The organism is Afipia sp. GAS231, assembly GCF_900103365.1.
Classification (GTDB): Bacteria; Pseudomonadota; Alphaproteobacteria; order Rhizobiales; family Xanthobacteraceae; genus Bradyrhizobium.
In genome coordinates, this window is sequence record NZ_LT629703.1 from 7,274,611 (window position 1) to 7,300,500 (window position 25,890).

A 25,890-nucleotide genomic window follows, 5' to 3' on the forward strand; every position below is an offset into this window, starting at 1 on the left:
ATGAAATAATGTCACTACTCGAAGTCAAAAATCTGCAGGTTCGTGTCGAGGAGCGTGAGATTCTCCACGGGCTGTCGCTGACCGTAAATCCAAGCGAGGTGCACGCGATCATGGGGCCGAACGGCTCCGGCAAGTCGACGCTCTCCCACGTCATTGCCGGCAAGCCGGGCTATGAAGTGACCGGCGGCGAAATCCTGTTCAAGGGCGAAGACCTCCTGGAAATGGCGCCGGACGTGCGCGCCGCCAAGGGCGTGTTCCTGGCGTTCCAGTACCCGGTCGAAATCCCCGGTGTCGCCACCATGAATTTCCTGCGCACGGCGCTCAACGCGCAGCGCAAGGCGCGCGGCGAGAGCGAGTTCTCGACGCCGGACTTCTTGAAGAAGGTGCGCGAGGTCGCGGCTTCCCTCAATATTCCGCAGGACATGCTTCGGCGTGGCGTCAATGTCGGCTTCTCCGGCGGCGAGAAGAAGCGCAACGAAATACTGCAGATGGCGCTGTTCCAGCCCAGCCTGTGCATCCTCGACGAAATGGATTCCGGCCTCGACATCGATGCGCTTCGTGTCGCCGCCGACGGCGTCAACGCGCTGCGCTCGCCCGATCGCGCGATGGTCGTGATCACCCATTACCAGCGCCTGCTCAACTACATCGTGCCTGATTTCGTGCACGTGATGTCGAAGGGGCGGGTGGTGAAGAGCGGCGGCAAGGAACTCGCGCTGGAGCTCGAGGCTTCCGGCTACACCCAGTTCGAAGACGCGGCCTGAGCATTCCGATGAACGTAGCTGTGGCAAAAAATGAGACCGGACGCCCGCTCAGCGACAGCTTTGCGATCGCGAGCGACCGCCTGCCGGGCGCCGGCAAGGCGGCGGAGGCGCGACGCGCGGCGTTCGAGGCCTATGAGCGCACCGGTCTGCCGAACCGCCGGATGGAGGACTGGAAGTACACGGATTTGCGCGCGCTGATGCGCGAAGTGCTGCCGCTGGCGCCTGCGCCGGATGCGGCGGCGCTGAAGCGAGCCGCTGCCGCCTTGAAGCTGCAGGCGGTGAGGGGCGCGCGCCGACTGGTGCTGGTGGACGGCGTGTTCGCGCCGAGGCTTTCCGATCTGGTCGGATTGGAAAAGGGCCTTGCCATCCGCACCCTGCGCGAGGTGCTGGAGGCCGGCGATGCCGCGCTGCAGGCGCAACTGTTCTCGCTCGATAGCGCCAATCCGATGGTCGCGCTCAACAGCGCCATGATGACCGACGGCGTGGTGATCGAGATCGCCAATGGCGTGGTGCTGACGCAGCCGCTGCAGATCGTGCACATCGCCACGGGTGCTCTACCTGTCGCCATGTTCACGCGCTCGATGCTGCGGCTCGGCAAGGACGCCGCAGCGACGCTGGTCGAAAGCTATATCGCGGCCGACGGCGCCAAGGCCTATCAGGCCCATGATTCCCTGGTGGTGGCGATCTCTGACAATTCCAGGCTCGATCATGTTCGACTGGTCGAGGACAGCCGCGAGGCCGTCAACATTTCCTCCGCTTTGCTGACGCTGGGCGCGCATGCGCACTTCAATACCTTCGGCATGGCGTCGGGTGCCGGCGTCAGCCGTTACCAGGCGACCATCGCGTTTGCCGGTGAGGGCTCGAAGGTCGAGACCAACGGCGTCAACCTGCTCAACGGCAAACAGCACGCCGACACCACCTTGTTCATGGACCACGCGGTGCCGCACTGCTCCAGCCGTGAAATCTTCCGCGCGGTCGTTGATGACAGCGGCCATTCGGTGTTCCAGGGCCGCATCATCGTGCGTCCGCATGCGCAGAAGACCGACGCCAAGATGATGACGCGGGCGCTGCTGCTGTCCGACGATGCCGAGGCCGACAACAAGCCGGAACTCGAAATCTTCGCCGACGACGTCACCTGCGGCCATGGCGCGACCACCGGCGCACTCGACGAAAGCCTGTTGTTTTACCTGCGCGCCCGCGGGCTTTCCGAGAAGGAAGCCCAGGCGCTGCTGATCCAGGCGTTTGTCGGCGAGGCGATTGAATCCATCGTCAACGACGACTTGCGCGAGCTCGCGATCACGGCGGCGCAGCGCTGGCTGGAGGCGAGGGCATGACCCAGCATCCCGCGGTCAGGAACGGCACGTATGACGTGGCGCAGGTGCGCAAGGATTTCCCGGCGCTGGCGCTGAAGGTCTACGGCAAGCCGCTGGTCTACCTCGACAACGCCGCCTCCGCGCAGAAGCCGAAGGCCGTGCTCGATCGCATGATGCAGGCCTACACCAGCGAATACGCCAACGTGCATCGCGGCCTGCATTACCTCGCCAACGTCGCCACCGAGGGCTACGAGGGCGGCCGCGAACGGGTGGCAAAATTTCTCAATGCCGGCCGCAACGAGGAGATCATTTTCACCCGCAGCGCGACCGAGGCGATCAACCTGGTTGCATCCTCCTGGGGTGAGCCGAATATCGGTGAGGGCGACGAGATCGTCATTTCGATCATGGAGCACCACTCCAACATCGTGCCGTGGCATTTCCTCAGGGAGCGTCACGGCGCCGTGATCAAGTGGGCGCCGGTCGATGACGAAGGCAATTTCCTGATCGACGAGTTCGAAAAACTGCTGACGCCGCGGACCAAGCTGGTCGCGATCACCCAGATGTCCAACATGCTCGGCACCATCGTGCCGGTGAAGGAAGTGGTGCGGATCGCGCATGCCCGCGGCATCCCGGTGCTGGTCGACGGCAGCCAGGCCGCGGTGCATCTGGCGATCGACGTGCAGGATATCGACTGCGACTTCTACGTCTTTACCGGCCACAAGCTCTACGGCCCGACCGGCATCGGCGTGCTCTACGCCAAGTATGACCACCTGGTCGCGATGCGGCCGTATAACGGCGGTGGCGAGATGATCCGCGAAGTGACCAAGGATTTGGTCACCTATGGCGACCCGCCGCACAAATTCGAGGCCGGCACGCCCGCGATCGTCCAATCGATCGGGTTGGGCGCTGCGATCGATTACGTCAATTCGATCGGCCGGGAGCGCATCGCGGCGCACGAACACGACCTGACGCGGTACGCCCATGAACGTCTGGGCGAAATCAACTCGTTGCGCCTGATCGGTACCGCGCGCGACAAGGGCGGGGTGGTGTCGTTCGAGATGAAGGGCGCCCATCCCCACGACGTCGCCACCGTGATCGACCGGCAGGGCATCGCCGTGCGCGCCGGCACCCATTGTGTGATGCCGCTTTTAGAGCGGTTCAATGTCACAGCCACCTGCCGGGCGTCGTTTGCAATGTATAATACCCGTGAAGAAGTCGACCATCTGGCACAGGCGCTGATCAAGGCGCGGGAATTGTTCTCATGAGTGACACAGCCGAAGTCAAAACCGCCAACATGGAAACCGTCTCGGCGCTGCCGCCGGAGGAGACCGAACGGCTGGGGACCGAGATCGTCGCCGCGCTGAAGACGGTGTTCGACCCGGAAATCCCGGCCGACATCTACGAGCTCGGTCTGATCTACAAGGTCGACCTCAAGGACGATCGCGCCGTCGACGTCATGATGACGCTGACCACGCCGAACTGTCCGGCGGCCGGCGAGCTGCCGACCATGGTGGAGAACGCGATCGCCAGCGTTCCCGGCGTCGGCGTCGTCAATGTCAATCTGGTGTGGGACCCGGCCTGGACGCCGGATCGCATGTCCGACGAGGCCCGCCTCGTCCTCAATATGTGGTGAAGCGTTAAAAGCCTGGAGCTTAATCTATTACGGAAGACCGGCATTGATTGGCCGTCGGGAATGACCAAATGACTGACATGACACCCGCTGCACCCACGCCCGCATCCAAGCCGAAGCCGCGTCCGCGCCCGCAGGTCATGCGCCTGACCGAGGCGGCCGCCCAGCGCATCACGGAACTGACCCAGCGCGCCGATTCCGAGATCGTGGGCCTGCGCGTCGGCATCAAGAACGGCGGCTGCGCCGGCCAGTCCTACACCGTCGAATACGCCCATGACGTGAAGCCCACCGACGAGGTGGTCGAGGACAAGGGCGTCAAGATCCTGGTCGATCCCAAGGCGGTGCTGTTCCTGCTCGGCACCGAGATGGACTACAAGGCCGACAAGATGCAGGCCCAGTTCATCTTTAACAATCCCAACCAGGTCTCGGCCTGCGGTTGCGGCGAGTCGGTGCAGCTGACGGCTGCGAAGCTGTAGCCTCTTGTCCCGGACGCGCTGCAGCGTTTACGCTGCTGCGCAGAGCCGGGACCCACGCAGGTGCTGGCGAAACTCCTAGGCCCCGGCTCAGCAGCGCACCGCTACGCGCTGCGCTGCGTCCGGGGCACGAGCGCCCACCATGGATCGCGATTACCTGATCGACCTGTTCGCCGATTTCGGCCCGGTCACCATCCGCAAAATGTTTTCCGGCTTCGGCATTTCCGCCGACGGTACCAACTTCGCGCTGGCGCTGCGTGCCGGCCTGTATTTCCGCGCCGATGAGCAATCGATTCCGCAATTCGAGGCGGAAGGCTCAAAACCGTTTCAATACCAGACGCGAGCCAAGACGGTCACCGTGAACTCGTATTGGGAATTGCCGGCACGGCTGTTCGACGATTCCGAGGAGCTCAGCGTATGGGCGAGGACGGCGCTGGCGGCAGCGCAGCGCGCGGCGATGAAAAAGCGGCCGAAGGTGCGGAAGGCGGTGAAGGTTGCGGTCAAGAAAGCCGCGGCCTCGAAAAAGAAGAAGGCGGTCAAAAGAAAACCGCCGTCGTCCCGGCCTTGAGCACAGATGTGCAATTGCACATCGGGGGACCCATACGCCGCGGCGGATATGATCCGGGCGGGATGGTTGACGGCTTTTTCCAACAAATGGTGGCGGTGGCTATGGGTCCCCTGAGTTCACAAACGAAGTGCAACACTTCCTGCTGGAGGTGTTGCCATGGGGCGGAGTTACGGCCAGCTTTCCCTCGAAGATCGATGCGAGATTGCCCGGCTTTCTGCCAATGGCAGCTCGATCCGGCAAATCGCGACAGCTCTGGATCGCCCGCCATCAACGATATCTCGGGAACTGAAGCGCAATGGTGGGGCGCGGGTGGGATACAAGCCCAGCTACGCCCAGCAGCAAACCCAGGCGCGGCGCTGGAAGGGGTCGCGCCTGGAACGCGATGAGAGCTTGCGAGCAGCCGTCATTGAGCGGCTCGCAAGCGGTTGGTCGCCAGAGCAGATCGCCGGTCGGCTCGAGCGTGATCAGGGCCGCAAGGTGATCTCCTACGAGACGATCTACCGCTTCGTCTATGCCCAGCTGGCCCGCACCAGGGATTATCGTTGGCGGCGCTATCTGCCGCGCGGCAAAAGCAAACGCGGATGCCGGGGCAGGAAGGGCGGCGGATCGCAAAACTTCATTGAAGGCCGTGTTCCCGTGGCAAAACGACCGATCGAGGTCGCCGACCGCACCACCTGCGGTCACTGGGAAGCCGACCTGATGATGTTCGCAAAATACGGTCAGGCGATCCTCACCGTGCACGAGCGCAAGTCCCGTCTTCTGCTCGCGATCCGGCTGACCAGCAAAGCTGCCAACGGCGTCGCCCGTCATCTGCTCAATCTATTCGGCAGTCTGCCGCAACCACTTCGTCAGACCGTCACCTTCGACAACGGCACTGAGTTCGCGCGTCATCATCGGCTGCACCGCCTGGCGATCGAGACCTTCTTCTGTGATCCCTACGCGCCCTGGCAAAAGGGCGGTATCGAGAACGCGATCGGACGGATGCGCCGCTTCATGCCCCGCAAAACCGATCTGGCAACCCTCTCAACCCGCCGCTTCCGCCAGCTCATGGCCGTCTACAACAACACCCCGCGCAAGTGCCTTGACTTCCGGACCCCTGCCGAGTCCTTTGCCCAAGTGTTGCACTTCGAGTGTGAATCCACCTCCCTGCGTTCGCAGGGACGACGGTGGAAGGGATGCCTACGCCACCTGGCTGCGGGTCTCGGCGGCGTATTCGGGGTCGACTTCGCAGATCACGCGGTTGCGGCCGTTGCGCTTGGCGGCATAGAGGCAGGCGTCGGCGCGCTCGATCAAGGAATCGGTGTCGTCGCCCGGCTTCAGCATCGATACGCCGACCGAGATGGTGACGCGGCCGAGGATTTCGCCTGTCGATTTCTTCTTCAATTCCTTTGCCATCACGGCGCGGCGGATGTGGTCGGCCACCGTCAGCGCCTGGCGCAGCGCGGTGTTGGGCAGCACGACTGCGAATTCCTCGCCGCCGTAGCGGGCGGTGATGTCCTGGCCCTTGATGGTCTGCTTCAATGACATGCCGACCAGCCGCAACACCTGATCGCCGGTGAGGTGGCCGTAGGAATCGTTGAACGACTTGAAGTGGTCGATGTCGAACATCAGGAGCGACAGCGGCTCGCCGGTGGCTAGCGCGGTCTGCACCGCCATGTCGATCGAGCGGTCGAAATATTTGCGGTTGCCCAATCCGGTCAAGGGATCGGTCAGGCTCTCGGCGCGGATCGCCTCGAGACTGTGCTGCAGATTGCTGATCTCGGTCTTCGACAGCGCCAGCCGGTTTTCCAGCGCCTTGTTGGTCTCGCGCATTTCGCGGGTGGATTTCATCAGTTGCTCGACCACCGCCCTGACCTGGTCCGGCTGCTGCGCAACCGCCAGTTTCTGGCTGGCGCCGGTCAAGCTGGCGTCATAGCTCGCCGACATCCCGAGCGCCTCGGTGATCAGCGTCATCACGTCGTCGATTTCGCCGATCACGCGCGCGCCGACCTTGTCGATGCGGTCGGAGGTCTTGATGTGGGAGAGATAGGTTTCGTAGATCTGTTCGAGATCGGACTCGCTCAGCCTGCCGTTGCGCGCCAGTGTCTCGTTGATGATCTTGTTGAGCGGAGCATTGTATCCGGTCGCATAGACGTACCAGATTTCGTAATTGCGCGGCACGGCGGTTTGCCGGAGGGACTTGATCTGGCCCAACGCCACCTCGGCGAACGCCAGCGTGCGTTCGTGTTCGTCCAGCAGCTTGACCACTGATCCGTCCCCAATATCGAGCAGCGCCGCTCGTCGCCGTGCAGCAATGACTAAATTAACGCTGCCAAGTTAGCTGGGGAGAATGAACACCGGGTAAACATGGGTTCCCTGGCAGTTTCCTGCCAGGATTGCCCTTAAATTTGCTCAATACACGCGGCTCAGATGCGGGCGCGAACCGGCCGCAACAGGAACGCCGGAAGATGCGAGTGATCGGCGGGCTCCGATTCGACCTCGCGCTGGGCGCGCCGCGGTTCGGGGCGACCGATCGAGGGGACGCGGGAAGCCGGTGCGGGAGCCGGAGGCGTGAACGATTCGGTCGCGGCTTGCGGCTGCGGGCTTCGGTTACGGCCGCCCCTGGGGTGCCGTGGTTCCGAATGCTTTGATTCCGAATGCCTGGGCACTGAATGGCCTTGTTCGGCAGCTCTCGGCTCCGAATGCCTCGGTTCAGAATGTCTTGTCTCAGAAGTTCTCGGCTCGGAAGCTCTCGGTTCGGAAGCTCTCGGTTCGGAGTGTCGCGGCTCGCGTTCGGCGCCCTTGGCGTGGCGCGGTTCGCGCTCACCGTGGCGCGCCTCGCGCTCACCACCGCGCCGCGGCTTGCGGCCGCCGCGTGAGCCGTCCCGCGAACCCTCGCGGGAGCGGTGTTCGCGCGGCTGGTCGCCGTCGCCGGCAGCTTCGGTGCTGACCGAATAGTCGCCTTCGGCGCGCGGGATCGGTTGCCCGATCAGCCGTTCGATCGCGGCGATCGACTTGGTATCGAGCGAAGTGACGATCGAGATCGCGGTGCCGGCACGGCCGGCGCGTCCGGTGCGGCCGATACGATGCACGTAATCGTCGGCGTGATGCGGAACGTCGAAATTGAACACGTGGCTCACGATCGGAATGTCGAGGCCGCGGGCGGCGACATCGGAGGCCACCAGCAACGGGATTTCACCCTTGCGGAATTGGTCGAGCGCGGCGGTGCGGGCCGACTGGTCCATGTCGCCATGCAGGGCGCCGACGCTGAAGCCGTGCTTCTGCAGCGATTTGTAGACGACCGCGACTTCACGCTTGCGATTGCAGAAGATGATCGCGTTCTGAAGGTCCTTGGCGTCGCGCAGCAGGCGGCGAAGCACGTCGCGCTTGTCGTGGGCCTCGCGGCCGCCGGGGACCTGGAATTGCGACACGCCGACCGCCGTGGTGGCGGGCTTCGAGACTTCGATCCGTTCGGGATTGTGCAGGAACGCTTCGGAGATGCGGCTGATTTCGGGCGGCATCGTCGCGGTGAAGAACAGGGTCTGGCGCGTGAACGGTACCAGCTTGCAGACCCGCTCGATGTCGGGAATGAAGCCCATGTCCAGCATGCGGTCGGCTTCGTCGATGACCAGCAGTTCGACGCCGGTGAGCAGCAGGCCGCCGCGCTCGGTATGGTCGAGCAGCCGGCCCGGGGTTGCGATCAGCACGTCGACGCCGCGGGTCAGCTTGACGTCCTGGTCGCCGAACGAGACGCCGCCGATCAAAAGCGCGACGTTGAGTTTCTGGCCGACACCGTATTTGTCGAAGTTTTCTTTGACCTGGGCGGCGAGTTCGCGGGTCGGCTCCAGGATCAGGGTGCGCGGCATGCGTGCCCGGGCGCGGCCCTTTTCCAGCATGGTGAGCATGGGCAGGACGAAGGCGGCGGTCTTGCCGGTGCCGGTCTGGGCGATGCCGAGAACGTCGCGGCGGGCCAGAACGTGCGGGATTGCCTGTTCCTGAATGGGGGTAGGGGTGGTGTAACCGGTGGCCGCAACCGCGGCGAGGACCTTATCGGAAAGGCCGAGATGGGAAAAAGACATTGAGCCTCTAGTCGACACCGCCGTTCGGAATCGAGGGTAAAAAGGCTGTCGCGTTATGCCCCGAAACGGCGCGCTTTCTGGAAGCTGGGGGCTCTGACTGACGCAGACGAGCGGCAAACCAGGGAATCGCGTTTCGATCCAAGGCCGCGTTGAAGCGAAACATAGGGTCGAAATGGCCAAAGTCAATCTGGCAACCGATCATATAGCCGAAAAAGCTTAATGTTTTCGCACAAATAACCGCCAAACCGTCATTTCGCCGTCAAACGCCTGCAAGCTTCCTGCGGCTCTTGAACCGTGGGACAGGGCTTGCCGACTATGGCATGAGGCGGTCTACCCGGGTCCCCAAGGACAGATTTGAGAACAGGTTTGACAGACCACACGACCAGAAGAGCATTCGCGCAGGGGAACTTGATGACCGCACGGCTTTCGAGACTCATTTCAGCGCTCGGCGTCGTCGCGGCACTGCTGTCGCTGGCTGCACCCGCGCATGCCGAGAAGCGCGTCGCTTTGGTGGTCGGCAACAACGACTACAAGAACGTGCCGAAGCTGCAGAAGGCGGTCAACGACGCCCGCACCATGGGCGACACGCTCAAGCAACTCGGTTTCACTGTGATGGTGGCGGAAAACCAGAACCGGCAGGCGTTTTCCGAAACGTTGCTGGCGTTCGACCGCGCGGTCGGCCCGGGCGATACCGCGTTCTTCTTCTATGCCGGGCACGGCTTTGAGATCGCGGGGCAGAATTTCCTGTTGCCGACCGACGTGCCGGCCGCGACCGAAGGCCAGGAAGAGCTGGTGCGTGATGCTTCCGTTCTCGCCGACCGCGTCATCGAGCGGTTGCAGAATAAAAAAGTCCGAACCGCCATTCTGGTGTTCGATGCCTGCCGCAACAATCCGTTCGAGCGCTCCGGCACCCGCGCGGTGGCCGGCGGCGGCGGGCTGGCGCCGATGACGCAATTGCCGGAAGGCGTGTTCTCGGTGTTTTCGGCAGGTCCCCGGCAGACCGCGCTCGATCGGCTCTCCAACGATGACGGCAATCCCAATTCAGTGTTCACGCGGACCTTTGCCAGGGAGTTGACGGCGCCCGGTGTGAACCTGGTGCAGGTCGCGCAACGCACGCGGCGCCTCGTCAGCGAGATGGCGGAGACCGTCCACCACAAGCAGATCCCGGTCTATTTCGACCAGATGGTCGACGACGTGTTTCTCAACGGGCAGTCGAAGGGGCCGGCGGCCGCTGCGGACGCCGTGAAGCCCGCCGCACCGCCGCAGCAGCTTGCCGCGCTGCCGCCGGTGCAGCAGCTCAAGCCGCAGGGCGACAGCGTCAACGCGCCGATCGCCTCGTTCTCGCGCCACAACGGCGGCTGGAGCGTGGTGTTCTCGATTGCCGATCCGACGCTCGGCATTTCCTGGCGGATGGGGGAGGCCGGCGACTTCCGCGAAACCGGCTTCATCGACACGCTCGATCCGCGCACCCGCAAGCGAATGCCCAATCCGTCGATCGAGCTGCCGGCCGACGCGCCGGCGGCGACCATCCAGGTGCGCTACGTCGACACCAATGGCGAGACCCAGGGACCGTTCCCGATCAGGTTCGATCCGGAAGCTGCCCTCATTCGCGACCAGCGCAAGATCCTCGACCTGACCGCGACGAGCTGGCTGTCGTTTCGCGAGTTCAACGGGCTCTTGGTCTATTACACCCAGCTGATGTCGTTTCGCTGCGCGATCCGCGAGGCCCGGATCGGCATCGATAGCGCCGTGCCCGACAAGGTCCTGAAGATGCCGCCGTGCGATCCCAGGGACCCCAGCTCCATTCCGCACGACGCGCTGCCTTATTTGAAGCTGACGCCGTCGACTAAATCGGTCTCGGTGGAATTGACCTACCGCGACGGCAGCCTGTCGGAGATCAAGACGTTCCGGCGCTAGGCATTGCGTAGCGCTGTTGGTCGTCATACCCGCGTGCATGCGGGGAATTACGCTGCGGCCTTTCGGTTCCGCCACTGCTGCCTCGGAATACTTCATCACCCGCTTTCGCGGGCGATGACGGGCGAAGGTCAACCACTTTCTGGCTGTCGCGATCCCCTCCAGCGTCAATCCTTATGCGGGATAGTCACCCCTGCTCGAACGCCTCAATAAAGCGAGATAGGAACTCACGAAAGGCGGCCATATCTTTCGGCGAGAAGACGCCGAATACCCGCCGCTCGATCGGATCAACCCGCTCACGCGCGACTTGAAGCGCCTCCCGTCCGACCTCGGTCATGTGCAGCTCGAGCACATTTTGGTGCCGTGGGTGCGATGATCGCGTGATTAGGCCCTGCTGCTCCATGGACTTCAGCAGGATCATCATGGCTTGCGGCGTAACCAGACAGGCACGCGCCAGCGTCGCGGCGGTGATTCCCGACTGCTGATCAAGTTCGTACAGCGCGACATATTGCGATGGGCTCAACCCAACAGATTTCAAGACCGCGCTTTTGGTTCGCACCATTGCCTGCTCGGCGCGCTTCACCAGCATGCCAAGGCGCTCCTGCTCGGAAGACGGGTGCGGACGGGGCTTTTGGCCGACAGGTTTGCGTGAGGAAGCTTTCTCCCCAGATAATTTGCTTTTGCGCTTCACTTCCATGGCACGATCGACCCGCTGCGTACCACCGAGCCAAAAGGGCCTGGCTCTTCCCGGCCGACGTGGACGAGTTCGCCATAGAAGGCTTCGTGCGGCGAGGAGTCGAGCGCGAGGTCCAAAAGGGGGCCTGCAACCTCGTCTGGTTGGGGAGCGCTGGACAGATCGAGCCAGGCGCGAGACGCTCCAGTATCGATCAGCCCCGGCGAGATCGATGCGATCAAGATCCCGCGGCGCAAATCGTCGGCGCGACGTTGGCCCGCGACCGCGCGCACTGCGGCGACCTGACCGATCTTGGACGGAATGTTGATCCAGGCCGGCCACGCCTGACCTGGCGCGCGGCCGGAGCGCACCGCATCGCGCCAGCTGCAGACCGCACGATCGACATCGTCGAGCGATTGCAGGTTTTCGAACCGCGGATGCAGGACAGGCGCCAGCGCGCGCAGGCTGCCGGCGCGGCTTGCAACCACAAACAGCCGCCCACCATCGCGGAGCAAGGGAGCGAAGCTGCGCAGAACGTGCGTCGTGCCCAAATTGTTGGCCTCGACATAATGATCGATTGCGGCGCGCGGATCGTCGTCAGGCTGTACTCGCGTATAATGATTGGAAAAGACGATATCGACGCCGCCATGGCGCTCGGCCAGCAGGTCTGCGAAACGTTCGACTGCGCCGGGCTTGGCAACGTCCAGGAGTTCGCCGCGCACCTCCGCCCTAGCGTCCGACAGCCGATGCAATGATTCAGCGACGCGAACTGAGTCGCGTCCTGTCAAATACACGGTGTCGGTGGGCTCAAGCCGCTGCGCCAAGCCTTTAGCGAGCGAGAAGCCAAGGTTGCGCGTTGCACCAGTTATCAAGGCTATTCTATTCATACCCTTATTGTTATCAACATGTTGATACAAGTCAATCCCATTTCGACCTCCTCTACAGATTTCCCGGCGCCCGCAATTACCCCATGTCAGTATGTCTTGGCGCCAGGAAGTCGCTACTTCTTCAATCGACCGCATGTCGCGTCGAGGACACGGGCGAGGAACGTGCCGCGAACTAGCTGAAAAGTCTGCGGATCGTCCGAGGGGACAACGGTTCTGTTGACATTGCTGCCGAGCACGACCTTGTTTTCGTAAAGCACGATCCACTTGCCGTCGTCTTGCCGCTGATATGCCGAGCAATCCACATCAATCAGAGGTACTTGAATCCTCTGAGCATGGCTGGCGGTGATCGTCGCTGCCGTCATGGCAATGGAGATGGCAATCCGTCGATAGCCTCGCGCCGGAGATCGCACTATCCTCATGTCACGCCTCCAACGCCGCCGGGTTGGACCGAAAAAGCCGCGCGAGCGTTCCTAATCCGACGCGGATTGATCCCGTTCCCGCCATAAAAGCCTTTCACGCTGGCGTGACAAAAAAGGGGGGACGATCATGCGGGCTCAGCCGGTTTGGAAGCAATCCGAAGCCGATCACCGTGCTGAAATCGAACGGCTTTATTTTCGGCTTGCGGCGGTCAATGAAAGAATAGCTGAGCTTGACCGGATACACCCGGAAAGCGAGGCGCTGGAAAGCCTGAAAGCCAGCGCGCTCACGCTCACTCGTCAGATCGATGACATCAGGTGTTCCATCGCAGACGAGCAACTGACGGGCTTGCTGGCAAGATAACCGATCGGTGGAACTGCGGGCACGGAGGTTGCGCCGGCCAAAATCGCACGTGTCATTCGTCAATCATATTCCCTAAGGGATTGGTGACGTACTCGGGCGAAGTTGCTCTTCAAGGGGAAACTTGGGGAGCAGGACATGTTCAATTCGAGATTGATGACGGCATTGGCTTTCACGGCGCTTGGCGCCGGCGCGGCTTCGGCTGCGGACCTGTCGCGGCCCTACTTCAAGGCGCCGGTTTTCGCTGAATCCTACTACAACTGGAGCGGCTTTTACGTCGGCGGCCAGTTGGGCGGCTCCTGGACCAACCAGAGTTGGGTCAATACCGCTAATAACTCCATCTTTGGCGACCTCGCGCCGGGGCAGGGTTTTGGACAGCGCTCGTCGGGCATCTTCGGCGGGGGCCAGATCGGCTACAACTGGCAGGCCAGCAATTATGTGTTCGGCCTCGAAGGCTCGATATCAGGCATGAACAACCGCGGCACCGTGACCAACACCGTGTTCGGGCCGGCGCGCGACGACGTCTTCAACTGGCGGACCGACTGGTTGGCCACCGTGACCGGCCGCGTCGGTTACGCCTTCGCGAACAACTTGATCTACGCCAAGGGTGGCTATGCCGGCGTCAACAACCGCCTCGCGGTCTCCGACACGACCCCGCCGTTCACCGGTGCCGGTTCTGCGAGCGCGTGGCACAATGGCTATACGGTCGGTGCAGGCTGGGAGTACGGCGTAACCCAGAACTGGATCGTCGGTCTCGAATATGATTATGCGGCGTTCCAGACCAAGAGCTATCAACTGGCGGGCGCCGCGGCGCCATTGGTGTACACGTTCGACGCCAAGCCCCGCGACATCCAGTCGATCGTCGCCCGCGTCAGCTACAAGTTCGATCCGCCGCTGATCTCGCGATACTGATCACGGCAGCATCTGCTCTGAAAAGCCCCGGTCTGCCGGGGCTTTTTGTTGCCGGGGCGCTTTGGCGGTCCGACCAAAGCCTAATAGTGCCGAAGCTATCTCCGGTGGATATTATTGTGAGGTTCCACCGGAAATCCCTCGGCCAAAGAAAAAGGGTGACCGCATGATGCCAGATCCCGTCCTCCTGTTCGCCACCGTGATCCTGTTGCTGCCGATGGGCTATTGCCTCTTGGCGGCGCCGGCTTTTCTGCTGGTGAGGCTCGACATCCCACCGGTCACCCAGCTGCTGCGTGGGCTGTTCAATGCCTATTTCGTCCTGCTGGCCATTGCCGGCGTCATCGGCACAGTCGCCTTCGCGGTGGAGGGGCGGCTGGTTGCTGCCGTCGGCGTCGGCGTGATCGCGGCTTTCGCGGTGCTGGCGCGCCGCTGGTTTCTGCGCCGGATGGATGCCGACCTTGACGCCAGGGACGCCGGCGATCCCGATGCGGTGCGGCGGCTGCGCCGGCTGCACTGGGGTGGCATGCTGTGCAACGCGGTCGAGCTTGTCACCATCGTGAGCAGCATTCCCTATATCGTGGTCGCGCCGGCATAGCCGATAGCGCGGCCGCGGTGCGAACGAGGTGAACCATGAAAGTGCGTTGCTGCATCGTCGGTGGCGGGCCGGCCGGCATGATGCTCGGCTATCTGCTCGGACGCGCCGGCATCGACGTCGTGGTGCTGGAAAAGCATCCGGATTTCTTCCGCGATTTTCGCGGCGACACCGTGCACCCCTCGACCCTGCAGGTGATGGACGAGCTCGGGCTGATCGACGGTTTCCTGAAACTGCCGCACCAGCGCTTGCAGAAGATGGAGGGCATGTTCGGCGGCACGTCGGTGCGGCTCGCCGATCTCAGCCGTCTCGACGTGAAATATCCCTTCATCGCCTTCATGCCGCAGTGGGATTTTCTCAATTTTCTGCGCGAGAGCGGCAAGCGGTTTGCGTCGCTGAAGGTGATGATGAGCGCGGAGGCGGTCGACCTGATCCGTGACGGCGATCGCATCGCCGGCGTGAAGGTGAAGACGCCGGAAGGTATCGTCGACATCGAGGCCGATCTGACCGTTGCCAGCGACGGGCGTCATTCGCTGGTGCGCGAGCGCGCAGGGCTTCCGATCGAGGAGATCGGTGCGCCGATGGACGTGTTGTGGTTTCGCGCCGGCAAGCGCGAGAACGAGAACGAGAACGAAAGGCCGTTTGCCCGCGTCGATCCCGGCAAGATGATGGTGACGTTCGATCGCGGCGACTATTGGCAGTGCGCCTACGTCATCGCCAAGGGCCAATACGATGCCGTGAAGGCGAGGGGCCTGCCGGCGCTGCTCGACGACATCGCGCGGATGGCGCCGATCCTCAAATCCGGACTGGCTGACGTGAAGAGCTGGGACGACGTCAAGCTGCTGACGGTGGCGATCAACCGGTTGCAGCGCTGGACGCTGCCGGGGCTGCTGTGCATCGGCGACGCCGCGCATGCGATGTCGCCGATCGGCGGCGTCGGCGTCAATCTGGCGGTTCAGGATGCGGTGGCGACCGCCAACCTGCTGGCCGCGAAGCTAAAGACCGGCTGTCCGTCGGTCGATGAACTCGATGCGGTGCAGCGGCGCCGCGCGTTTCCGGTGCGGTTGACGCAGCGGATGCAGGTCGTGGTGCAGAACAACATCGTCAATGCGGCGCTGAAACCGGGCAACCAGCCGCTCAAGCCTCCGCTCGTGATGCGACTGGTCACCGCGGTGCCGTGGTTGCAGGGCGTTACCGCGCGCTTCGTCGGCCTCGGCGTTCGTCCCGAGCACGTGCAGTCGCCGGTCGCGCCGGATCGGTCTTGACGCGTTTTCTTTACGCGAACCGGAGCCCACCCTCGGATCAAGTCCGAGGGCATGCTTCGCTCGAAAACGTTATGCCGTCAGCCCATGATCGAGTAGCCGCCGTCGACGGGAATGGCGGTGCCGGTGACGAAGTCGGAGGCGGGGGAAGCGAGAAACACCGCGATGCCTGCGAAGTCGCCGATCGCGCCCCAGCGCGCCGCCGGTGTGCGCCCCAAGACCCGGTCGTGCAGGCCGTCGATCTCCTGGCGGGCGCGCTTGGTGAGATCGGTGTCGATCCAGCCCGGCAGCACCGCGTTGGCCTGGATGTTGTCGGCAGCCCAGGCCACCGCGCAGGAGCGCGTGAACTGAACGATGCCGCCTTTGCTCGCGGCATAGGCCGGCGCAAAACTGGCGCCGAAGATCGACATCATGGATCCGATGTTGATGATCTTGCCGCCGCCCGCTTCCTTCATCGCCGGGTGTACCGCCTGCGAGCACAGAAAGGCGCTGGTGAGGTTGGTTTGGATCACGCTGTTCCACTCGGCGATGTCGAGCGCATGCGGGGCTTTGCGGATGTTGATGCCGGCATTGTTGACGAGAATATCGATGCGGCCGAGTTCGCTGGCCACGCGGGCGGTCATGGCTGCGACCGCCTCCTTGTCGGTGACGTCGGTGACCACGGATATCGCCTTGGCGCCGCCTTGCGTCAGTTCGGCCACCGCAGCCGCCGACTTCGCCTCGTTGCGGCCGACGATCGCGACCGCAGCCCCAGCCGCCGCCAATCCCCTGGCCATGCCAAGTCCGATGCCGCCATTGCCGCCGGTGACGATCGCCACCTTGCCGGTGAGGTCGAACAGTTCTGCCTTCATGCGTGTTATCCGTTACTTGCCGTTATTCTTGGAGCTGCCGCCTTAGCGGCTCAGCGGTTGCCTTCAGCGGTTTCCCTGCCAGATCAGGATCAGTCCGATGGCGCCAAGCAGCGCGCCATATCCGGCCCATTGCAACTGGTTGATCATGAAGCTCACGCGCGGCCAGGCAATCGTGCCGGTGCCCTGACCGATCCAGAGCAGCCCGATGGCGAGCGCGACAAAGCCGATGATCGAAAGCGATCTCGCCATGGACTTTCCCCCTGTTGCCGCTTTCGGGCGCGGCGTGCCGGACGGTGCCGCGCGGCTTGACCGCTATCCCGGGAAACCATGGCCCGGAGAACGATCACTGTCGATCGAATACAATGCCTGTCAGTCCGGCAAGGGCGGAATTGTCGGCGAGGCCATATCAACCCGCCGTTAAGGGATTGCGGTCGGGCGGGGCGATACCGAACCATCGGCAGTGTGCCTGTCTTCAGGCACAAAAAAGCCCCGGACGATGCCGGGGCTTTTGAGCTGATGACTTAGCTAATCTCAGTACTTCAAATCTCAGTACTTGGCGACGACCGGGCCACCCCAGTTGAAGCGGTAGACCAGCTCGCTGCGAACGCTCTGTTCCCACTTCTGGGAGTCGTACGAGCTGACGGTCCGCAGGCCGGTGGTGGTGTTGAACAGCGGGTTGGTCTTGGTATCGAATTGCGAGAAGCGGTATTCGGTCTTCCAGAACAGGCCGGGCAGGAAGTTCAGCGCGTATTCGTCGCCGGCGCCGATGAAGTAACCCTTGTAGGTATTGCTGTTGAAGAAGTTGACCGAACCGGGGATCAGGTTGATGTTGAAGTCAACGCGATCGAACTTGGCTTCGGTATAGCCGCCCGAGAAGTAGGTCAGCAGGTTCGGGGTCACCAGCCAGCCGATACGGCCGCCGATTGCCCACTTCGAGCTCAGCTTCTCCTGGCCGAACAGGGTCGAAACCGGCAGGTTGAGCTGGCCCTTCTCGCTGGCGAAATCATAGTCGCCGAACGCGCCGACAACCAGGTTGTAGCCGCCGAGAGCGAACTGATAGTCGCAACCGCCCTGGACCGTGCCGAAGTAGCCGCGGCCACCCGCCGTTGCCCGCTGCGTGGTCTGAACGCGAGGACCCGTTCCACGGATCACCGCGCTATCGTCGAAGCCGGTGTTGTCCTGGTTCCAGATGCCGAAGCCGCCGCCGCCGCCAACGTAGCAACCGGTCCAGTTGGCAACCGCCACGACCGGCGCCGGAGCCTTGGTGTAGGCGCGGGGCGCCATGTCAGCCGCAACGGCCGATCCGGTGAGTGCCGCCAGAGCGGTCAAAGCGATCGCAATCTTTTTCATCTTCAAATTCCCTCAGTGTAGAAGCGTCGACTTCGACTGCCCCAGAGTGTGCGCGAGCACCGATTCCCGAAACCCAGTAGCGCGACTATACGCAGTTCCACCCAAAATGCTGTTGCGGGGGAAACACACCCGCCCAGAAACGAACCGCCGGGAAAAGCCGCAAAAACGGGCAGAATCCGGGCTCAATCCGCCTCGGATCCGCGAAATGGCGTGAAAAAGCCGGTTCTTGGTGGTTCTTGGTGGTTTTTGGCGGGACTAGACGTCCAGCAGGTCGTCGCTGGCGAATTCGGCCTTGTCCGAGATGAAGGCGAATCTCGCTTCGGCCTTGGTGCCCATCAGCCGTTCGACCGAATCGGCGGTGCCTTCGCGGTCGTCGGCCAGCAGCACCACGCGCAGCATGGTGCGCCGGGCCGGATCCATGGTGGTTTCCTTGAGCTGCGCCGGCATCATCTCGCCAAGACCTTTGAAGCGGCCGACATCGACCTTGGCGTTGGCGTTGAATTCGCTCTTCAGCAGCGCGTCCTTGTGGGCGTCGTCGCGGGCGTAAACCGTCTTGCTGCCATGGGTGAGGCGATAGAGCGGCGGCACCGCCAGATAGAGATGGCCTTCGTCGATCAGCCGCGGTGTCTGGCGGTAGAAGAACGTGATCAGGAGCGAAGCGATGTGCGCGCCGTCGACATCGGCGTCGGTCATGATGATGATGCGCGAGTAACGCAAATCTTCTTCGCGGTATTGCGCGCCGGTGCCGCAGCCGAGCGCCTGCATCAGATCGGCGAGCTGGGCGTTGGCGGTGAGCTTGTCCCTGGTGGCGGAGGCGACGTTGAGGATCTTGCCGCGCAACGGCAGGATCGCCTGGGTCTTGCGGTCGCGTGCCTGCTTGGCGCTGCCGCCGGCCGAGTCACCCTCGACGATGAACAGTTCAGAGCCTTCGGTTGCACTGTTGGTGCAATCCGAAAGCTTGCCGGGCAGGCGCAGCTTCTTCACCGCAGTCTTGCGCGAGGTTTCCTTCTCGGCGCGGCGGCGCAGCCGTTCGTCGGCGCGTTCGATGACGAAATCCAGGAGCTTGTTGGCCTGCAGCGGATTGCCCGACAGCCAGTGGTCGAACGGGTCCTTGATCGCCTGTTCGACGATGCGCTGGGCCTCCGCGGTGGCAAGCCGATCCTTGGTCTGGCCCTGAAACTCCGGTTCGCGCACGAACACCGAGAGCATCACGGCAGCCCCCACCATCACGTCTTCCGAGGTGATGGAGGAAGCGCGCTTGCCCTGGCCGTTGCGCTCAGCATGGTCTTTGAGGCCGCGCAGCATGGCGCTGCGCATGCCGGATTCGTGGGTGCCGCCATCAGGCGTCGGCACGGTGTTGCAGTAGGAGGAGAGGAAGCCGTCGGCGTCGGCGGTCCACGCGACCGCCCATTCGCAGGCGCCGTGCCCGCCGTTGCGGCCCGATTTGCCGGAGAAGATATCCGGATGCACCAGCGTGTCGGCGTGAATGGCGGCGGCGAGATAATCCTTCAGGCCGCCGGGGAAATGAAACTCATCCTCGGCCGGAACGTCCTCGATGCCTTTCAGCAGTTCGGGATCGCAACGCCAGCGGATTTTGACGCCGCCGAACAGATAGGCCTTCGAGCGCGTCATCTTGAACAGACGCTGCGGCCTGAACGCCGCCTTGGCGCCGAAGATATCGGTATCCGGCTTGAAGCGGATGGTGGTGCCGCGGCGGTTGTTGACCTTGCCGAGGTCTTCGAGCTTGCCCTTGGGGTGGCCGCGCTCAAAGCTCATCTTGTAGAGCTTCTGGCTGCGGGCGACCTCGACTTCGAGCCGCGAGGAGAGGGCGTTGACGACGGAGACGCCGACGCCGTGCAGGCCGCCCGAGGTCTCGTAGACCTTGGAGTCGAACTTGCCGCCGGAATGCAGCGTGCACATGATGACTTCGAGCGCGGATTTCTTCGGGAATTTCGGGTGCGGATCGACCGGAATGCCGCGGCCGTTATCGGTGACCGTCAAAAATCCGTCGGTGCCCAAATGCACCTCGATGAAGGACGCATGCCCCGCCAGCGCCTCGTCCATGGCGTTGTCGATGACTTCGGCGAACAGATGGTGCAGCGCCTTTTCGTCGGTTCCGCCGATATACATGCCGGGGCGGCGGCGCACCGGCTCGAGCCCTTCGAGCACCTCGATATCGGCGGCGGTGTAGGCGTCTTCGGCGCCACCCGAGCGGGAGGCGGCCTTCGCGGGCGCGCGGCCCTTGGCGTCAGGCGCCCCAAACAAGTCGTTGGCAGTCTTGGCTTTGGCGTTTGATTTCAATGCTTTGGACATGGTTCTTTATGTGTTGCGCGCGACATGGCGCAGCGAATCGGTTTCCCTGACTATGCCATGGATGAGCCAAGATAGTGACGGCAGGGCAGCCACGGTTCGCTGCGGCCGCGGGGTGTAGCGCTGAAGCCCAGCAGTCCCGCAAGGTCCTTTGCCAAGGGTGCAAACGACTAAGCTACCGGTCGAGGATCGCAGGCTGGTGTTTGAAGGGGCAGCTATCAGGTGCCCGGCGGACGCTGTCCCTGGAACTGGATATTACATTTCTTCGCAATCGAGGCCTGCTCGACTGCAACCATCTGGCCCTTCATTTGAGCGAGTTCGGCAGCCGTTTGCTTGTCACCGCCGACAAAGAATGCTGCTGGCCAGAAGATCACGACAGCCGCCGCCGTTGCTAAGCCGTCCTTGGTGCGCTGACTGTCTTGTGCGCCGGACAAGTTGGCGGCTCTGGTCGAAATTGACTGGGCCTCCATTGCCAGCTGCTGGCAGGTATATGATTGATAGGCCACCGGTGAGACATAGGCCGGAGTAATATCAGCCGCAGAGGACGCACATCCCCCAAGCGCGGCGGCGAGCGCCACGATTCTCAATTTATGCATCGATTGTTTCCCCCAAAGGCATTCAAGCGCAACCGACGGTGGAGAGCAAGCCCGCGTCCGGCAAGGCCGCGCCCGCCGAAACGGCCGCAGCCGGTGAGTTGAACCCTGCCGGGAAGTGCCTGCGACCCCGTCATCAACCGTATTCACGGCCCGTGTCCGCCTTTGTGACTTGATGTCACGCAACCGGCTAGCGTACCTGTCCTAGGCTGTGAACCCGGGGCATACGGGGCGGGGAAGGCATTCAAGGAATGGAAGATTTTGCGCGCGCCCTGACCGACTTCGTGCGCGACCATCAGGGCTGGGCCGCGCCGATCGTGCTGGCGCTGGCGTTCGGCGAGTCGCTCGCCTTCATCTCGCTGCTGATCCCGGCCTGGGGGGCGCTGGTGGCGATCGGCGCCTTGATCGGTGTGACCGGCATCAGCTTCTGGCCGGTCTGGATCGCCGGCGGCATCGGCGCAGCACTTGGCGACTGGGTCTCCTACTGGTTCGGCTTTAAATACAAGGAACAGGTCGCCCAGATGTGGCCGCTGTCGCGCTTTCCCGAGATCCTGCCGCGCGGCGAAGCCTTTGTGCGGAAGTGGGGCGTGCCCTCGATTTTCATCGGCCGTTTTTTCGGGCCGCTGCGCGCCTCGGTGCCGCTCGCCGCCGGGATTTTCGAGATGTCGTACTGGCAATTCCAGATCGCCAATTTCGTCTCTGCGCTGGTCTGGTCGGCCGCCCTTCTGGTGTTCGGCGACGTGATCGGAAAACTTGCCGAATGGCTGTGGCGGGTGGTTTGAGAGCGAAAACGCTCTGCCGGAATAAGCCTGCGATACAGGGGTTAGCCGACAAGACAGCGTCATCGCATTACCGGTCAAACGCTGCTAAAAATGACGCTGACGACATCAAAAAACGCGGGAAAAGCCGCTGACAGCATCGATCGTCTCACAGGGAGGACACCCCATGGAATTGACACGACGTCACGTTCTGGCCGGCGCTGCCGGCATCGCCGCTGCGCCAATGTTGCCGGCAATGTCAGCCAATGCGGCCGCGCCGATGGCCGACAAGCAGGCGCCGAGCTTCTATCGCTACAAGGTCGGCGATATCGAGGTGAATCCCATTTTCGACGGCTCGACGACATTTCCGCTGGCCGAAAGCTTTATCCCCAACGCCAAACTGGACGATGTCAAAGCGGCGCTCGACAAGGCGTTTCTGCCTCAGGACAAGATGACGCTCCTGTTCACGCCGCTTGCCATCAAGACCGGCGGCAAGGTGGTTGTGCTCGACACCGGCATGGGTCCCGACGGATTTGCCGCCAGCAAGGGCACCAACGGCCAGTTCCAGACCAATCTGATCGCTTCGGGGATACCGCTCGAGGCGGTTGATACCGTGGTGATCTCGCATTTCCATGGCGATCATATCAACGGGTTGCTGACCGCGGACGGCAAGCTCGCCTTCCCGAACGCGGAAGTGTTGGTGCCGGCCGTGGAATGGAAGTTTTTCATGGACGACGGCGAGATGAGCCGTGCGCCGGAAGGCCGGATGCAGGGTGTTTTCAAGAACGCCCGGCGCGTTCTCGAAGCAGGGCTGAAAAAGAAGGCCACGCCTTACGAGTGGGGCAAGGAAGTCGTGCCGGGATTGCTCGCGATGGAAACTCCCGGTCATACCCCCGGACATACGTCCTATGTGCTGTCTTCCGGCGCCGACAAGGTCTTCATCCAGTCCGATGTCACCAATCATCCGGCGCTGTTCGTTGCCAATCCGGGCTGGCGTGCGTTCTTCGACCAGGATGCGGCGATGGCCGAAGCCACCCGCCGCAAGGTCTACGACATGCTGGCCGCTGAAAAAATGCGGGTTCAGGGCTTCCACTACCCGTTCCCGGGGCTCGGCAACATCGTCAAGGAAGGCAGCGGTTACCGGCTGGTGCCCGCCCAATGGAGCCCGGTGATCTGACGCGAGAGCGTCATTCCGGGGCGCGAAGCGAACCCGGAATCTCGAGATTCCGGGTTCGATGCTTCGCATCGCCCCGGAATGACGGCGAACCAGCCTTGACGAAAACCGGGCGCGGCCTTATAGCCGCGCCCATGATCAACGCCTCGACCATTCTGACCGCTCGCCGCCGCCGCATTCTCGCGGTATGGGCGGTCGTCTGCGTTTAAGATAGTCGCCTCTGCCGCCGGATCCGGTCCCGCGGCTTCTCACTTTCCAAAAAACGCGGTCTGATCTGGTGGCTCCTACGTCAAGCAGGAGTTTCACATGTATACGCCTCCGATGTTCAAATCCGATCGCGCCGCAAGCCTTGCGTTTGCGCAAACGCGCGGCTTTGGCCTGGCCTGCGCGTGGGATGGCATCAAGCCGATTGCCTCGTCGCTGCCGTTCTATCTTTCCTTTGCCGATGACGGCACGCCGCGCGCGTTGTTTCACGTCGCCCGTCACAATCCGCTGATAAAGCTGGCCGACGGGACCACGTCCTGGTTGCTGGCGGTCAGCGGCGCCGACGCCTATGTGTCACCCGACTGGTATGTCTCGCCGGATCAGGTGCCGACCTGGCTCTATCAGGTGGTACATCTGACCGGCACGGTGCGGACCTTGTCCGACGATGAACTCGCCGAGCAGATTGAAACGCTCAGCGCCAAGTTCGAGGACCGGCTGTTGCCGAAGAAGCCCTGGGTGTCGTCGAAGATGACGGCCGGTCGTCTGGAGGCGATGAAGAAGGCGATCGTGGGTATGGTGATGACGGTGGATAGCATCGAAGGCAGTTTCAAACTGAACCAGCACAAGTCGGACGCCGACTACACCGCGCTGACCGAAGCCTTGGCCGTGCAGCCGGAGGCCGATGCCCATGTGATCGCGGGCCTGATGCGTGAATTGCGTCCGCAGGCTTTCGCCGCAGACGCCGCTCAAACCAATCAAACGATTTCGCCTGAAAGGAACGCCCAATGAGCCTCACCGATACCAAGTCGCCGCAAGGTCAGGCCCAGACCACCGGCGCCGCAAAGAAGCCCGTCGTATTCGTCGACGGCGGCTCCGGGACCACGGGTCTCGGTATTGCCGAGCGGCTCGGCGCGCAGAATGACGTGACGGTGGCGAGCATTGCCGACGACAAGCGCAAGGATCCGGAAGCGAAGAAGGCGCTGATGGCGGAAGTGGATCTGGTGATCCTCTGCCTGCCGGACGATGCCGCCAAGGAGACGGTCAAGCTGATCGACGGCATGGGCAATGCCGCGCCCAAGGTGCTGGATGCCTCGACCGCGTTTCGCGTTGCGCCCGACTGGACTTACGGCTTTCCGGAACTCGCAGCCGACCAGGCCGACAAGATCCGCAACGCCCGGAAAGTCTCGAATCCCGGCTGCTATCCGACCGGGGCGATCGCGCTGTTGCGGCCGCTGGTCGATGCCGGTCTTGTCCCTGCGGACTACCCCATCACCATCAATGCGGTGAGCGGCTATTCCGGTGGCGGCAAGACCATGATCGCCAGTTTCGAAGACGGCACCGCGCCTTCCTTCGAACTCTACGGTCTGGGTTTTGAGCACAAGCATCTGCCGGAGACGCAGCTTTACTCGCATCTGACGCGGCGGCCGATCTTCGTGCCGTCGGTCGGCAACTACCGGCAGGGCATGCTGGTGTCGGTGCCGTTGCATCTCGACACGCTGCCGGGCAAGCCTGACGGCGCTGCGCTGCAGGCGGCGCTGGCGAAGCGTTACGCCGGGAACAAATACGTCTCCGTCAAGCCGCTCGACGACGCGACCAGGAACGGAAAGCTCGAGCCGGAGGCGCTGAACGAAACCAATATGCTCGAGCTCTATGTGTTCGCCAGCGTGAAGCACCGGCAGGCGGTTCTGGTGGCGCGGCTCGACAATCTCGGCAAGGGCGCGTCGGGTGCTGCGGTGCAGAACATGCGGCTGATGCTGGGTCTTGCGGACAGTTGAGGAAGCCGGCCGGTGGACGAAGACACGCTCCAATTCTACCGGCGCAACGCCGAGGCCTATGCGCAGCGCGAGATCACCTCGCGCCACGCGCGGATGGCGCGGTTTCTCGAACCGCTGCCGCCGGGTGCGGCCATCCTTGAACTTGGATGCGGTGCCGGCGGCGATACCGCGGAAATGCTGGCGAGGGGTTTCGACGTTCGTGCGACCGACGGGTCACCGGAATTGGCCGACATCGCCGCGAAGCGTCTCGGCCGTCCGGTCGAGACGCTGCTGTTCGGGGATCTCAATGAAGTCGAGGCCTACGACGCGGTCTGGGCCAATGCCTGCCTGTTGCACGTTCCCCGCGATCAGCTTGCCGACGTCCTGGCGCTGATCTGGCGCGCGCTTAGGCCCACCGGATATTTCTACGCCAGCTACAAGGCAGGCGACGCCGATGGACGCGATACGCTCAATCGCTACTACAATTACCCGTCGCCGGACTGGCTGCGTGCCACTTACGCGCAGGCAGGGAAGTGGAATTCACTGGATATCGAGAGCGGCGAAGTCAGGGGCTTCGACGACAAACAGGCTTCGATGCTGTTTGTCGTCGCCCGGAAGGACGCCTGAACGCAGGATTGCTCAGACGATCTTGAAGATCGCCAGCGCCAGCACAGCCTGGGCGATGAAGCCGACGGTGAAGGCCAGCGTGCGGAACACCGGCAGGCCGAGCGTATAGACGATCAAGTGCGCGACGCGGGCCCAGAAATACACCGCACAGGCGAGCACGGTCCATTTGGTGGAATAGTCGGCCGCGTTGAGGATCAAAACCAGCGGCGCAAAAATGATGAGGTTCTCGATCGCATTGTCATGTGCGAACATCAGCCGGTTGGCCCATTCCGCATGCGGCTTGTCGTTGCGCGACGGGTTGGCCATGGCGCCGCCGAGGCCGCGCACCTGGCAGCGATTGAGTATGTAGGGGACCCACAGCACGCCGGTCAAAATCACGGTCAGAGTCAGCCAGAACAATTCACGCGTCATTGGTTCCCCCTTGGATGATTTCGAATCCCGGCACGGGATTG

At 62.9% G+C, this 25,890-nt stretch carries 27 protein-coding genes and 1 pseudogene; 16 read left to right on the forward strand and 12 right to left on the reverse strand.

The window, feature by feature from the left end; translation table 11 throughout:
* The first annotated feature begins 8 nt into the window (after nucleotides 1-8).
* The 7 genes and pseudogenes from sufC to BLS26_RS34110 all read left to right on the forward strand — a co-directional run.
* Nucleotides 9-761 carry a Fe-S cluster assembly ATPase SufC gene (gene sufC / locus BLS26_RS34080; RefSeq protein WP_092516912.1) on the forward strand — a complete coding sequence of 251 codons (753 nt, stop codon included), beginning with the start codon at nucleotides 9-11 and terminating at the stop codon, nucleotides 759-761.
* 8 nt (nucleotides 762-769) lie between these two features.
* Nucleotides 770-2,095: a Fe-S cluster assembly protein SufD gene (gene sufD / locus BLS26_RS34085; RefSeq protein ID WP_092516915.1), complete on the forward strand. Its 1,326-nt coding sequence runs from the start codon at nucleotides 770-772 to the stop codon at nucleotides 2,093-2,095.
* The gene (locus BLS26_RS34090) at nucleotides 2,092-3,339 is read left to right on the forward strand and encodes a cysteine desulfurase (protein WP_092516917.1); all 1,248 of its coding nucleotides are present in this window, start codon (nucleotides 2,092-2,094) and stop codon (nucleotides 3,337-3,339) included. Before sufD ends, BLS26_RS34090 begins: the two co-directional genes overlap by 4 nt.
* Entirely contained in the window at nucleotides 3,336-3,707 is a 372-nt protein-coding gene (locus tag BLS26_RS34095; RefSeq protein WP_092516919.1) for an SUF system Fe-S cluster assembly protein, read from the forward strand. The genes BLS26_RS34090 and BLS26_RS34095 overlap by 4 nt, the downstream gene beginning before the upstream one ends.
* 68 nt (nucleotides 3,708-3,775) lie before the next feature.
* Nucleotides 3,776-4,180: an iron-sulfur cluster assembly accessory protein gene (locus BLS26_RS34100; RefSeq protein ID WP_092516921.1), complete on the forward strand. Its 405-nt coding sequence runs from the start codon at nucleotides 3,776-3,778 to the stop codon at nucleotides 4,178-4,180.
* A gap of 139 nt (nucleotides 4,181-4,319) precedes the next feature.
* Nucleotides 4,320-4,745, forward strand: coding sequence for a TfoX/Sxy family protein (locus tag BLS26_RS34105; RefSeq protein WP_092516923.1), 426 nt, complete (start codon nucleotides 4,320-4,322; stop codon nucleotides 4,743-4,745).
* Between the two features lie 156 nt (nucleotides 4,746-4,901).
* Nucleotides 4,902-5,762: pseudogene (locus BLS26_RS34110) on the forward strand (IS30 family transposase); the annotation flags it as partial.
* Between the two features lie 162 nt (nucleotides 5,763-5,924).
* Here BLS26_RS34110 and BLS26_RS34115 read toward each other — a convergent pair.
* Together BLS26_RS34115 and BLS26_RS34120 are read right to left on the reverse strand one after the other, a co-directional pair.
* Nucleotides 5,925-6,992, reverse strand: a complete 1,068-nt coding sequence (locus tag BLS26_RS34115; RefSeq protein ID WP_092516925.1) for a GGDEF domain-containing protein — start codon at nucleotides 6,990-6,992, stop codon at nucleotides 5,925-5,927.
* Nucleotides 6,993-7,150: 158 nt separating this feature from the next.
* Nucleotides 7,151-8,803, reverse strand: a complete 1,653-nt coding sequence (locus BLS26_RS34120; RefSeq protein WP_092516927.1) for a DEAD/DEAH box helicase — start codon at nucleotides 8,801-8,803, stop codon at nucleotides 7,151-7,153.
* A gap of 411 nt (nucleotides 8,804-9,214) precedes the next feature.
* Between BLS26_RS34120 and BLS26_RS34125 the strand changes: the two genes are divergently transcribed.
* Entirely contained in the window at nucleotides 9,215-10,720 is a 1,506-nt protein-coding gene (locus BLS26_RS34125) for a caspase family protein (protein ID WP_092516928.1), read from the forward strand.
* Between the two features lie 184 nt (nucleotides 10,721-10,904).
* Here the strand turns inward: BLS26_RS34125 and BLS26_RS34130 are convergent, their stop codons facing one another.
* The 4 genes from BLS26_RS34130 to BLS26_RS34145 all read right to left on the reverse strand — a co-directional run bounded on the left by BLS26_RS34130 (nucleotide 10,905) and on the right by BLS26_RS34145 (nucleotide 13,120).
* A complete protein-coding gene (locus tag BLS26_RS34130; RefSeq protein ID WP_092516929.1) occupies nucleotides 10,905-11,414 on the reverse strand; it encodes a MarR family winged helix-turn-helix transcriptional regulator in 510 nt (169 codons plus the stop codon).
* Nucleotides 11,405-12,307, reverse strand: coding sequence for an SDR family NAD(P)-dependent oxidoreductase (locus BLS26_RS34135; protein ID WP_197681298.1), 903 nt, complete (start codon nucleotides 12,305-12,307; stop codon nucleotides 11,405-11,407). Before BLS26_RS34135 ends, BLS26_RS34130 begins: the two co-directional genes overlap by 10 nt.
* Nucleotides 12,308-12,390: 83 nt before the next feature.
* A complete protein-coding gene (locus BLS26_RS34140) occupies nucleotides 12,391-12,696 on the reverse strand; it encodes a hypothetical protein (protein WP_157676666.1) in 306 nt (101 codons plus the stop codon).
* A gap of 94 nt (nucleotides 12,697-12,790) precedes the next feature.
* Nucleotides 12,791-13,120: a hypothetical protein gene (locus BLS26_RS34145; RefSeq protein WP_157676667.1), complete on the reverse strand. Its 330-nt coding sequence runs from the start codon at nucleotides 13,118-13,120 to the stop codon at nucleotides 12,791-12,793.
* A gap of 72 nt (nucleotides 13,121-13,192) precedes the next feature.
* Here BLS26_RS34145 and BLS26_RS34150 point away from each other — a divergent pair, with 72 nt between their 5' ends.
* The 3 genes from BLS26_RS34150 to BLS26_RS34160 all read left to right on the forward strand — a co-directional run bounded on the left by BLS26_RS34150 (nucleotide 13,193) and on the right by BLS26_RS34160 (nucleotide 15,820).
* Complete coding sequence (locus tag BLS26_RS34150; protein ID WP_092516934.1) at nucleotides 13,193-13,966, forward strand: outer membrane protein; 774 nt, start codon at nucleotides 13,193-13,195, stop codon at nucleotides 13,964-13,966.
* Nucleotides 13,967-14,132: 166 nt separating this feature from the next.
* Nucleotides 14,133-14,558: a hypothetical protein gene (locus BLS26_RS34155; RefSeq protein ID WP_092518952.1), complete on the forward strand. Its 426-nt coding sequence runs from the start codon at nucleotides 14,133-14,135 to the stop codon at nucleotides 14,556-14,558.
* A gap of 35 nt (nucleotides 14,559-14,593) precedes the next feature.
* Complete coding sequence (locus BLS26_RS34160; protein ID WP_092516935.1) at nucleotides 14,594-15,820, forward strand: FAD-dependent oxidoreductase; 1,227 nt, start codon at nucleotides 14,594-14,596, stop codon at nucleotides 15,818-15,820.
* Between the two features lie 77 nt (nucleotides 15,821-15,897).
* On the opposite strand, the gene BLS26_RS34165 is transcribed toward BLS26_RS34160, so the two are convergent.
* The 5 genes from BLS26_RS34165 to BLS26_RS34185 all read right to left on the reverse strand — a co-directional run bounded on the left by BLS26_RS34165 (nucleotide 15,898) and on the right by BLS26_RS34185 (nucleotide 20,924).
* Entirely contained in the window at nucleotides 15,898-16,668 is a 771-nt protein-coding gene (locus tag BLS26_RS34165) for an SDR family NAD(P)-dependent oxidoreductase (protein WP_092516936.1), read from the reverse strand.
* 63 nt (nucleotides 16,669-16,731) lie between these two features.
* Nucleotides 16,732-16,917: a hypothetical protein gene (locus BLS26_RS34170; protein WP_092516937.1), complete on the reverse strand. Its 186-nt coding sequence runs from the start codon at nucleotides 16,915-16,917 to the stop codon at nucleotides 16,732-16,734.
* 297 nt (nucleotides 16,918-17,214) lie between these two features.
* Nucleotides 17,215-18,018 carry an outer membrane protein gene (locus BLS26_RS34175; RefSeq protein ID WP_092516938.1) on the reverse strand — a complete coding sequence of 268 codons (804 nt, stop codon included), beginning with the start codon at nucleotides 18,016-18,018 and terminating at the stop codon, nucleotides 17,215-17,217.
* Between the two features lie 255 nt (nucleotides 18,019-18,273).
* Nucleotides 18,274-20,331, reverse strand: a complete 2,058-nt coding sequence (gene parE, locus BLS26_RS34180) for a DNA topoisomerase IV subunit B (RefSeq protein WP_092516940.1) — start codon at nucleotides 20,329-20,331, stop codon at nucleotides 18,274-18,276.
* 215 nt (nucleotides 20,332-20,546) lie between these two features.
* Nucleotides 20,547-20,924 carry a hypothetical protein gene (locus BLS26_RS34185; RefSeq protein ID WP_092516943.1) on the reverse strand — a complete coding sequence of 126 codons (378 nt, stop codon included), beginning with the start codon at nucleotides 20,922-20,924 and terminating at the stop codon, nucleotides 20,547-20,549.
* Between the two features lie 248 nt (nucleotides 20,925-21,172).
* Between BLS26_RS34185 and BLS26_RS34190 the strand changes: the two genes are divergently transcribed.
* The 5 genes from BLS26_RS34190 to BLS26_RS34210 all read left to right on the forward strand — a co-directional run bounded on the left by BLS26_RS34190 (nucleotide 21,173) and on the right by BLS26_RS34210 (nucleotide 25,438).
* Complete coding sequence (locus tag BLS26_RS34190; RefSeq protein ID WP_092516945.1) at nucleotides 21,173-21,703, forward strand: DedA family protein; 531 nt, start codon at nucleotides 21,173-21,175, stop codon at nucleotides 21,701-21,703.
* Between the two features lie 163 nt (nucleotides 21,704-21,866).
* On the forward strand, nucleotides 21,867-22,856 hold the full coding sequence (locus BLS26_RS34195) for an MBL fold metallo-hydrolase (RefSeq protein ID WP_092516947.1): 990 nt from the start codon (nucleotides 21,867-21,869) through the stop codon (nucleotides 22,854-22,856).
* A gap of 303 nt (nucleotides 22,857-23,159) precedes the next feature.
* On the forward strand, nucleotides 23,160-23,846 hold the full coding sequence (locus tag BLS26_RS34200; protein WP_092516949.1) for an FMN-binding negative transcriptional regulator: 687 nt from the start codon (nucleotides 23,160-23,162) through the stop codon (nucleotides 23,844-23,846).
* Nucleotides 23,843-24,832, forward strand: a complete 990-nt coding sequence (gene argC / locus BLS26_RS34205; protein WP_092516951.1) for an N-acetyl-gamma-glutamyl-phosphate reductase — start codon at nucleotides 23,843-23,845, stop codon at nucleotides 24,830-24,832. The genes BLS26_RS34200 and argC overlap by 4 nt, the downstream gene beginning before the upstream one ends.
* 12 nt (nucleotides 24,833-24,844) lie before the next feature.
* Entirely contained in the window at nucleotides 24,845-25,438 is a 594-nt protein-coding gene (locus tag BLS26_RS34210) for a bifunctional 2-polyprenyl-6-hydroxyphenol methylase/3-demethylubiquinol 3-O-methyltransferase UbiG (protein ID WP_244541781.1), read from the forward strand.
* A gap of 12 nt (nucleotides 25,439-25,450) precedes the next feature.
* On the opposite strand, the gene BLS26_RS34215 is transcribed toward BLS26_RS34210, so the two are convergent.
* A complete protein-coding gene (locus BLS26_RS34215; protein ID WP_092516953.1) occupies nucleotides 25,451-25,849 on the reverse strand; it encodes an MAPEG family protein in 399 nt (132 codons plus the stop codon).
* Nucleotides 25,850-25,890 lie beyond the last annotated feature (41 nt).

Excerpts from the sequence above, each read along its gene's own strand:
- BLS26_RS34195 (WP_092516947.1), top strand. The coding sequence starts at position 21,867 with ATGGAATTGACACGACGTCACGTTCTGGCCGGCGCTGCCGGCATCGCC.
- BLS26_RS34105 (WP_092516923.1), top strand. The coding sequence starts at position 4,320 with ATGGATCGCGATTACCTGATCGACCTGTTCGCCGATTTCGGCCCGGTC.
- sufD (WP_092516915.1), top strand. The coding sequence starts at position 770 with ATGAACGTAGCTGTGGCAAAAAATGAGACCGGACGCCCGCTCAGCGAC.
- BLS26_RS34090 (WP_092516917.1), top strand. The coding sequence starts at position 2,092 with ATGACCCAGCATCCCGCGGTCAGGAACGGCACGTATGACGTGGCGCAG.
- BLS26_RS34125 (WP_092516928.1), top strand. The coding sequence starts at position 9,215 with ATGACCGCACGGCTTTCGAGACTCATTTCAGCGCTCGGCGTCGTCGCG.
- BLS26_RS34170 (WP_092516937.1), bottom strand. The coding sequence starts at position 16,917 with ATGGCGAGATCGCTTTCGATCATCGGCTTTGTCGCGCTCGCCATCGGG.
- BLS26_RS34155 (WP_092518952.1), top strand. The coding sequence starts at position 14,133 with ATGCCAGATCCCGTCCTCCTGTTCGCCACCGTGATCCTGTTGCTGCCG.
- BLS26_RS34100 (WP_092516921.1), top strand. The coding sequence starts at position 3,776 with ATGACTGACATGACACCCGCTGCACCCACGCCCGCATCCAAGCCGAAG.
- BLS26_RS34185 (WP_092516943.1), bottom strand. The coding sequence starts at position 20,924 with ATGCATAAATTGAGAATCGTGGCGCTCGCCGCCGCGCTTGGGGGATGT.
- BLS26_RS34190 (WP_092516945.1), top strand. The coding sequence starts at position 21,173 with ATGGAAGATTTTGCGCGCGCCCTGACCGACTTCGTGCGCGACCATCAG.
- parE (WP_092516940.1), bottom strand. The coding sequence starts at position 20,331 with ATGTCCAAAGCATTGAAATCAAACGCCAAAGCCAAGACTGCCAACGAC.
- BLS26_RS34130 (WP_092516929.1), bottom strand. The coding sequence starts at position 11,414 with ATGGAAGTGAAGCGCAAAAGCAAATTATCTGGGGAGAAAGCTTCCTCA.
- BLS26_RS34165 (WP_092516936.1), bottom strand. The coding sequence starts at position 16,668 with ATGAAGGCAGAACTGTTCGACCTCACCGGCAAGGTGGCGATCGTCACC.
- BLS26_RS34150 (WP_092516934.1), top strand. The coding sequence starts at position 13,193 with ATGTTCAATTCGAGATTGATGACGGCATTGGCTTTCACGGCGCTTGGC.
- BLS26_RS34215 (WP_092516953.1), bottom strand. The coding sequence starts at position 25,849 with ATGACGCGTGAATTGTTCTGGCTGACTCTGACCGTGATTTTGACCGGC.
- BLS26_RS34120 (WP_092516927.1), bottom strand. The coding sequence starts at position 8,803 with ATGTCTTTTTCCCATCTCGGCCTTTCCGATAAGGTCCTCGCCGCGGTT.
- BLS26_RS34140 (WP_157676666.1), bottom strand. The coding sequence starts at position 12,696 with ATGAGGATAGTGCGATCTCCGGCGCGAGGCTATCGACGGATTGCCATC.
- BLS26_RS34160 (WP_092516935.1), top strand. The coding sequence starts at position 14,594 with ATGAAAGTGCGTTGCTGCATCGTCGGTGGCGGGCCGGCCGGCATGATG.
- argC (WP_092516951.1), top strand. The coding sequence starts at position 23,843 with ATGAGCCTCACCGATACCAAGTCGCCGCAAGGTCAGGCCCAGACCACC.
- BLS26_RS34175 (WP_092516938.1), bottom strand. The coding sequence starts at position 18,018 with ATGAAAAAGATTGCGATCGCTTTGACCGCTCTGGCGGCACTCACCGGA.
- sufC (WP_092516912.1), top strand. The coding sequence starts at position 9 with ATGTCACTACTCGAAGTCAAAAATCTGCAGGTTCGTGTCGAGGAGCGT.
- BLS26_RS34095 (WP_092516919.1), top strand. The coding sequence starts at position 3,336 with ATGAGTGACACAGCCGAAGTCAAAACCGCCAACATGGAAACCGTCTCG.
- BLS26_RS34200 (WP_092516949.1), top strand. The coding sequence starts at position 23,160 with ATGTATACGCCTCCGATGTTCAAATCCGATCGCGCCGCAAGCCTTGCG.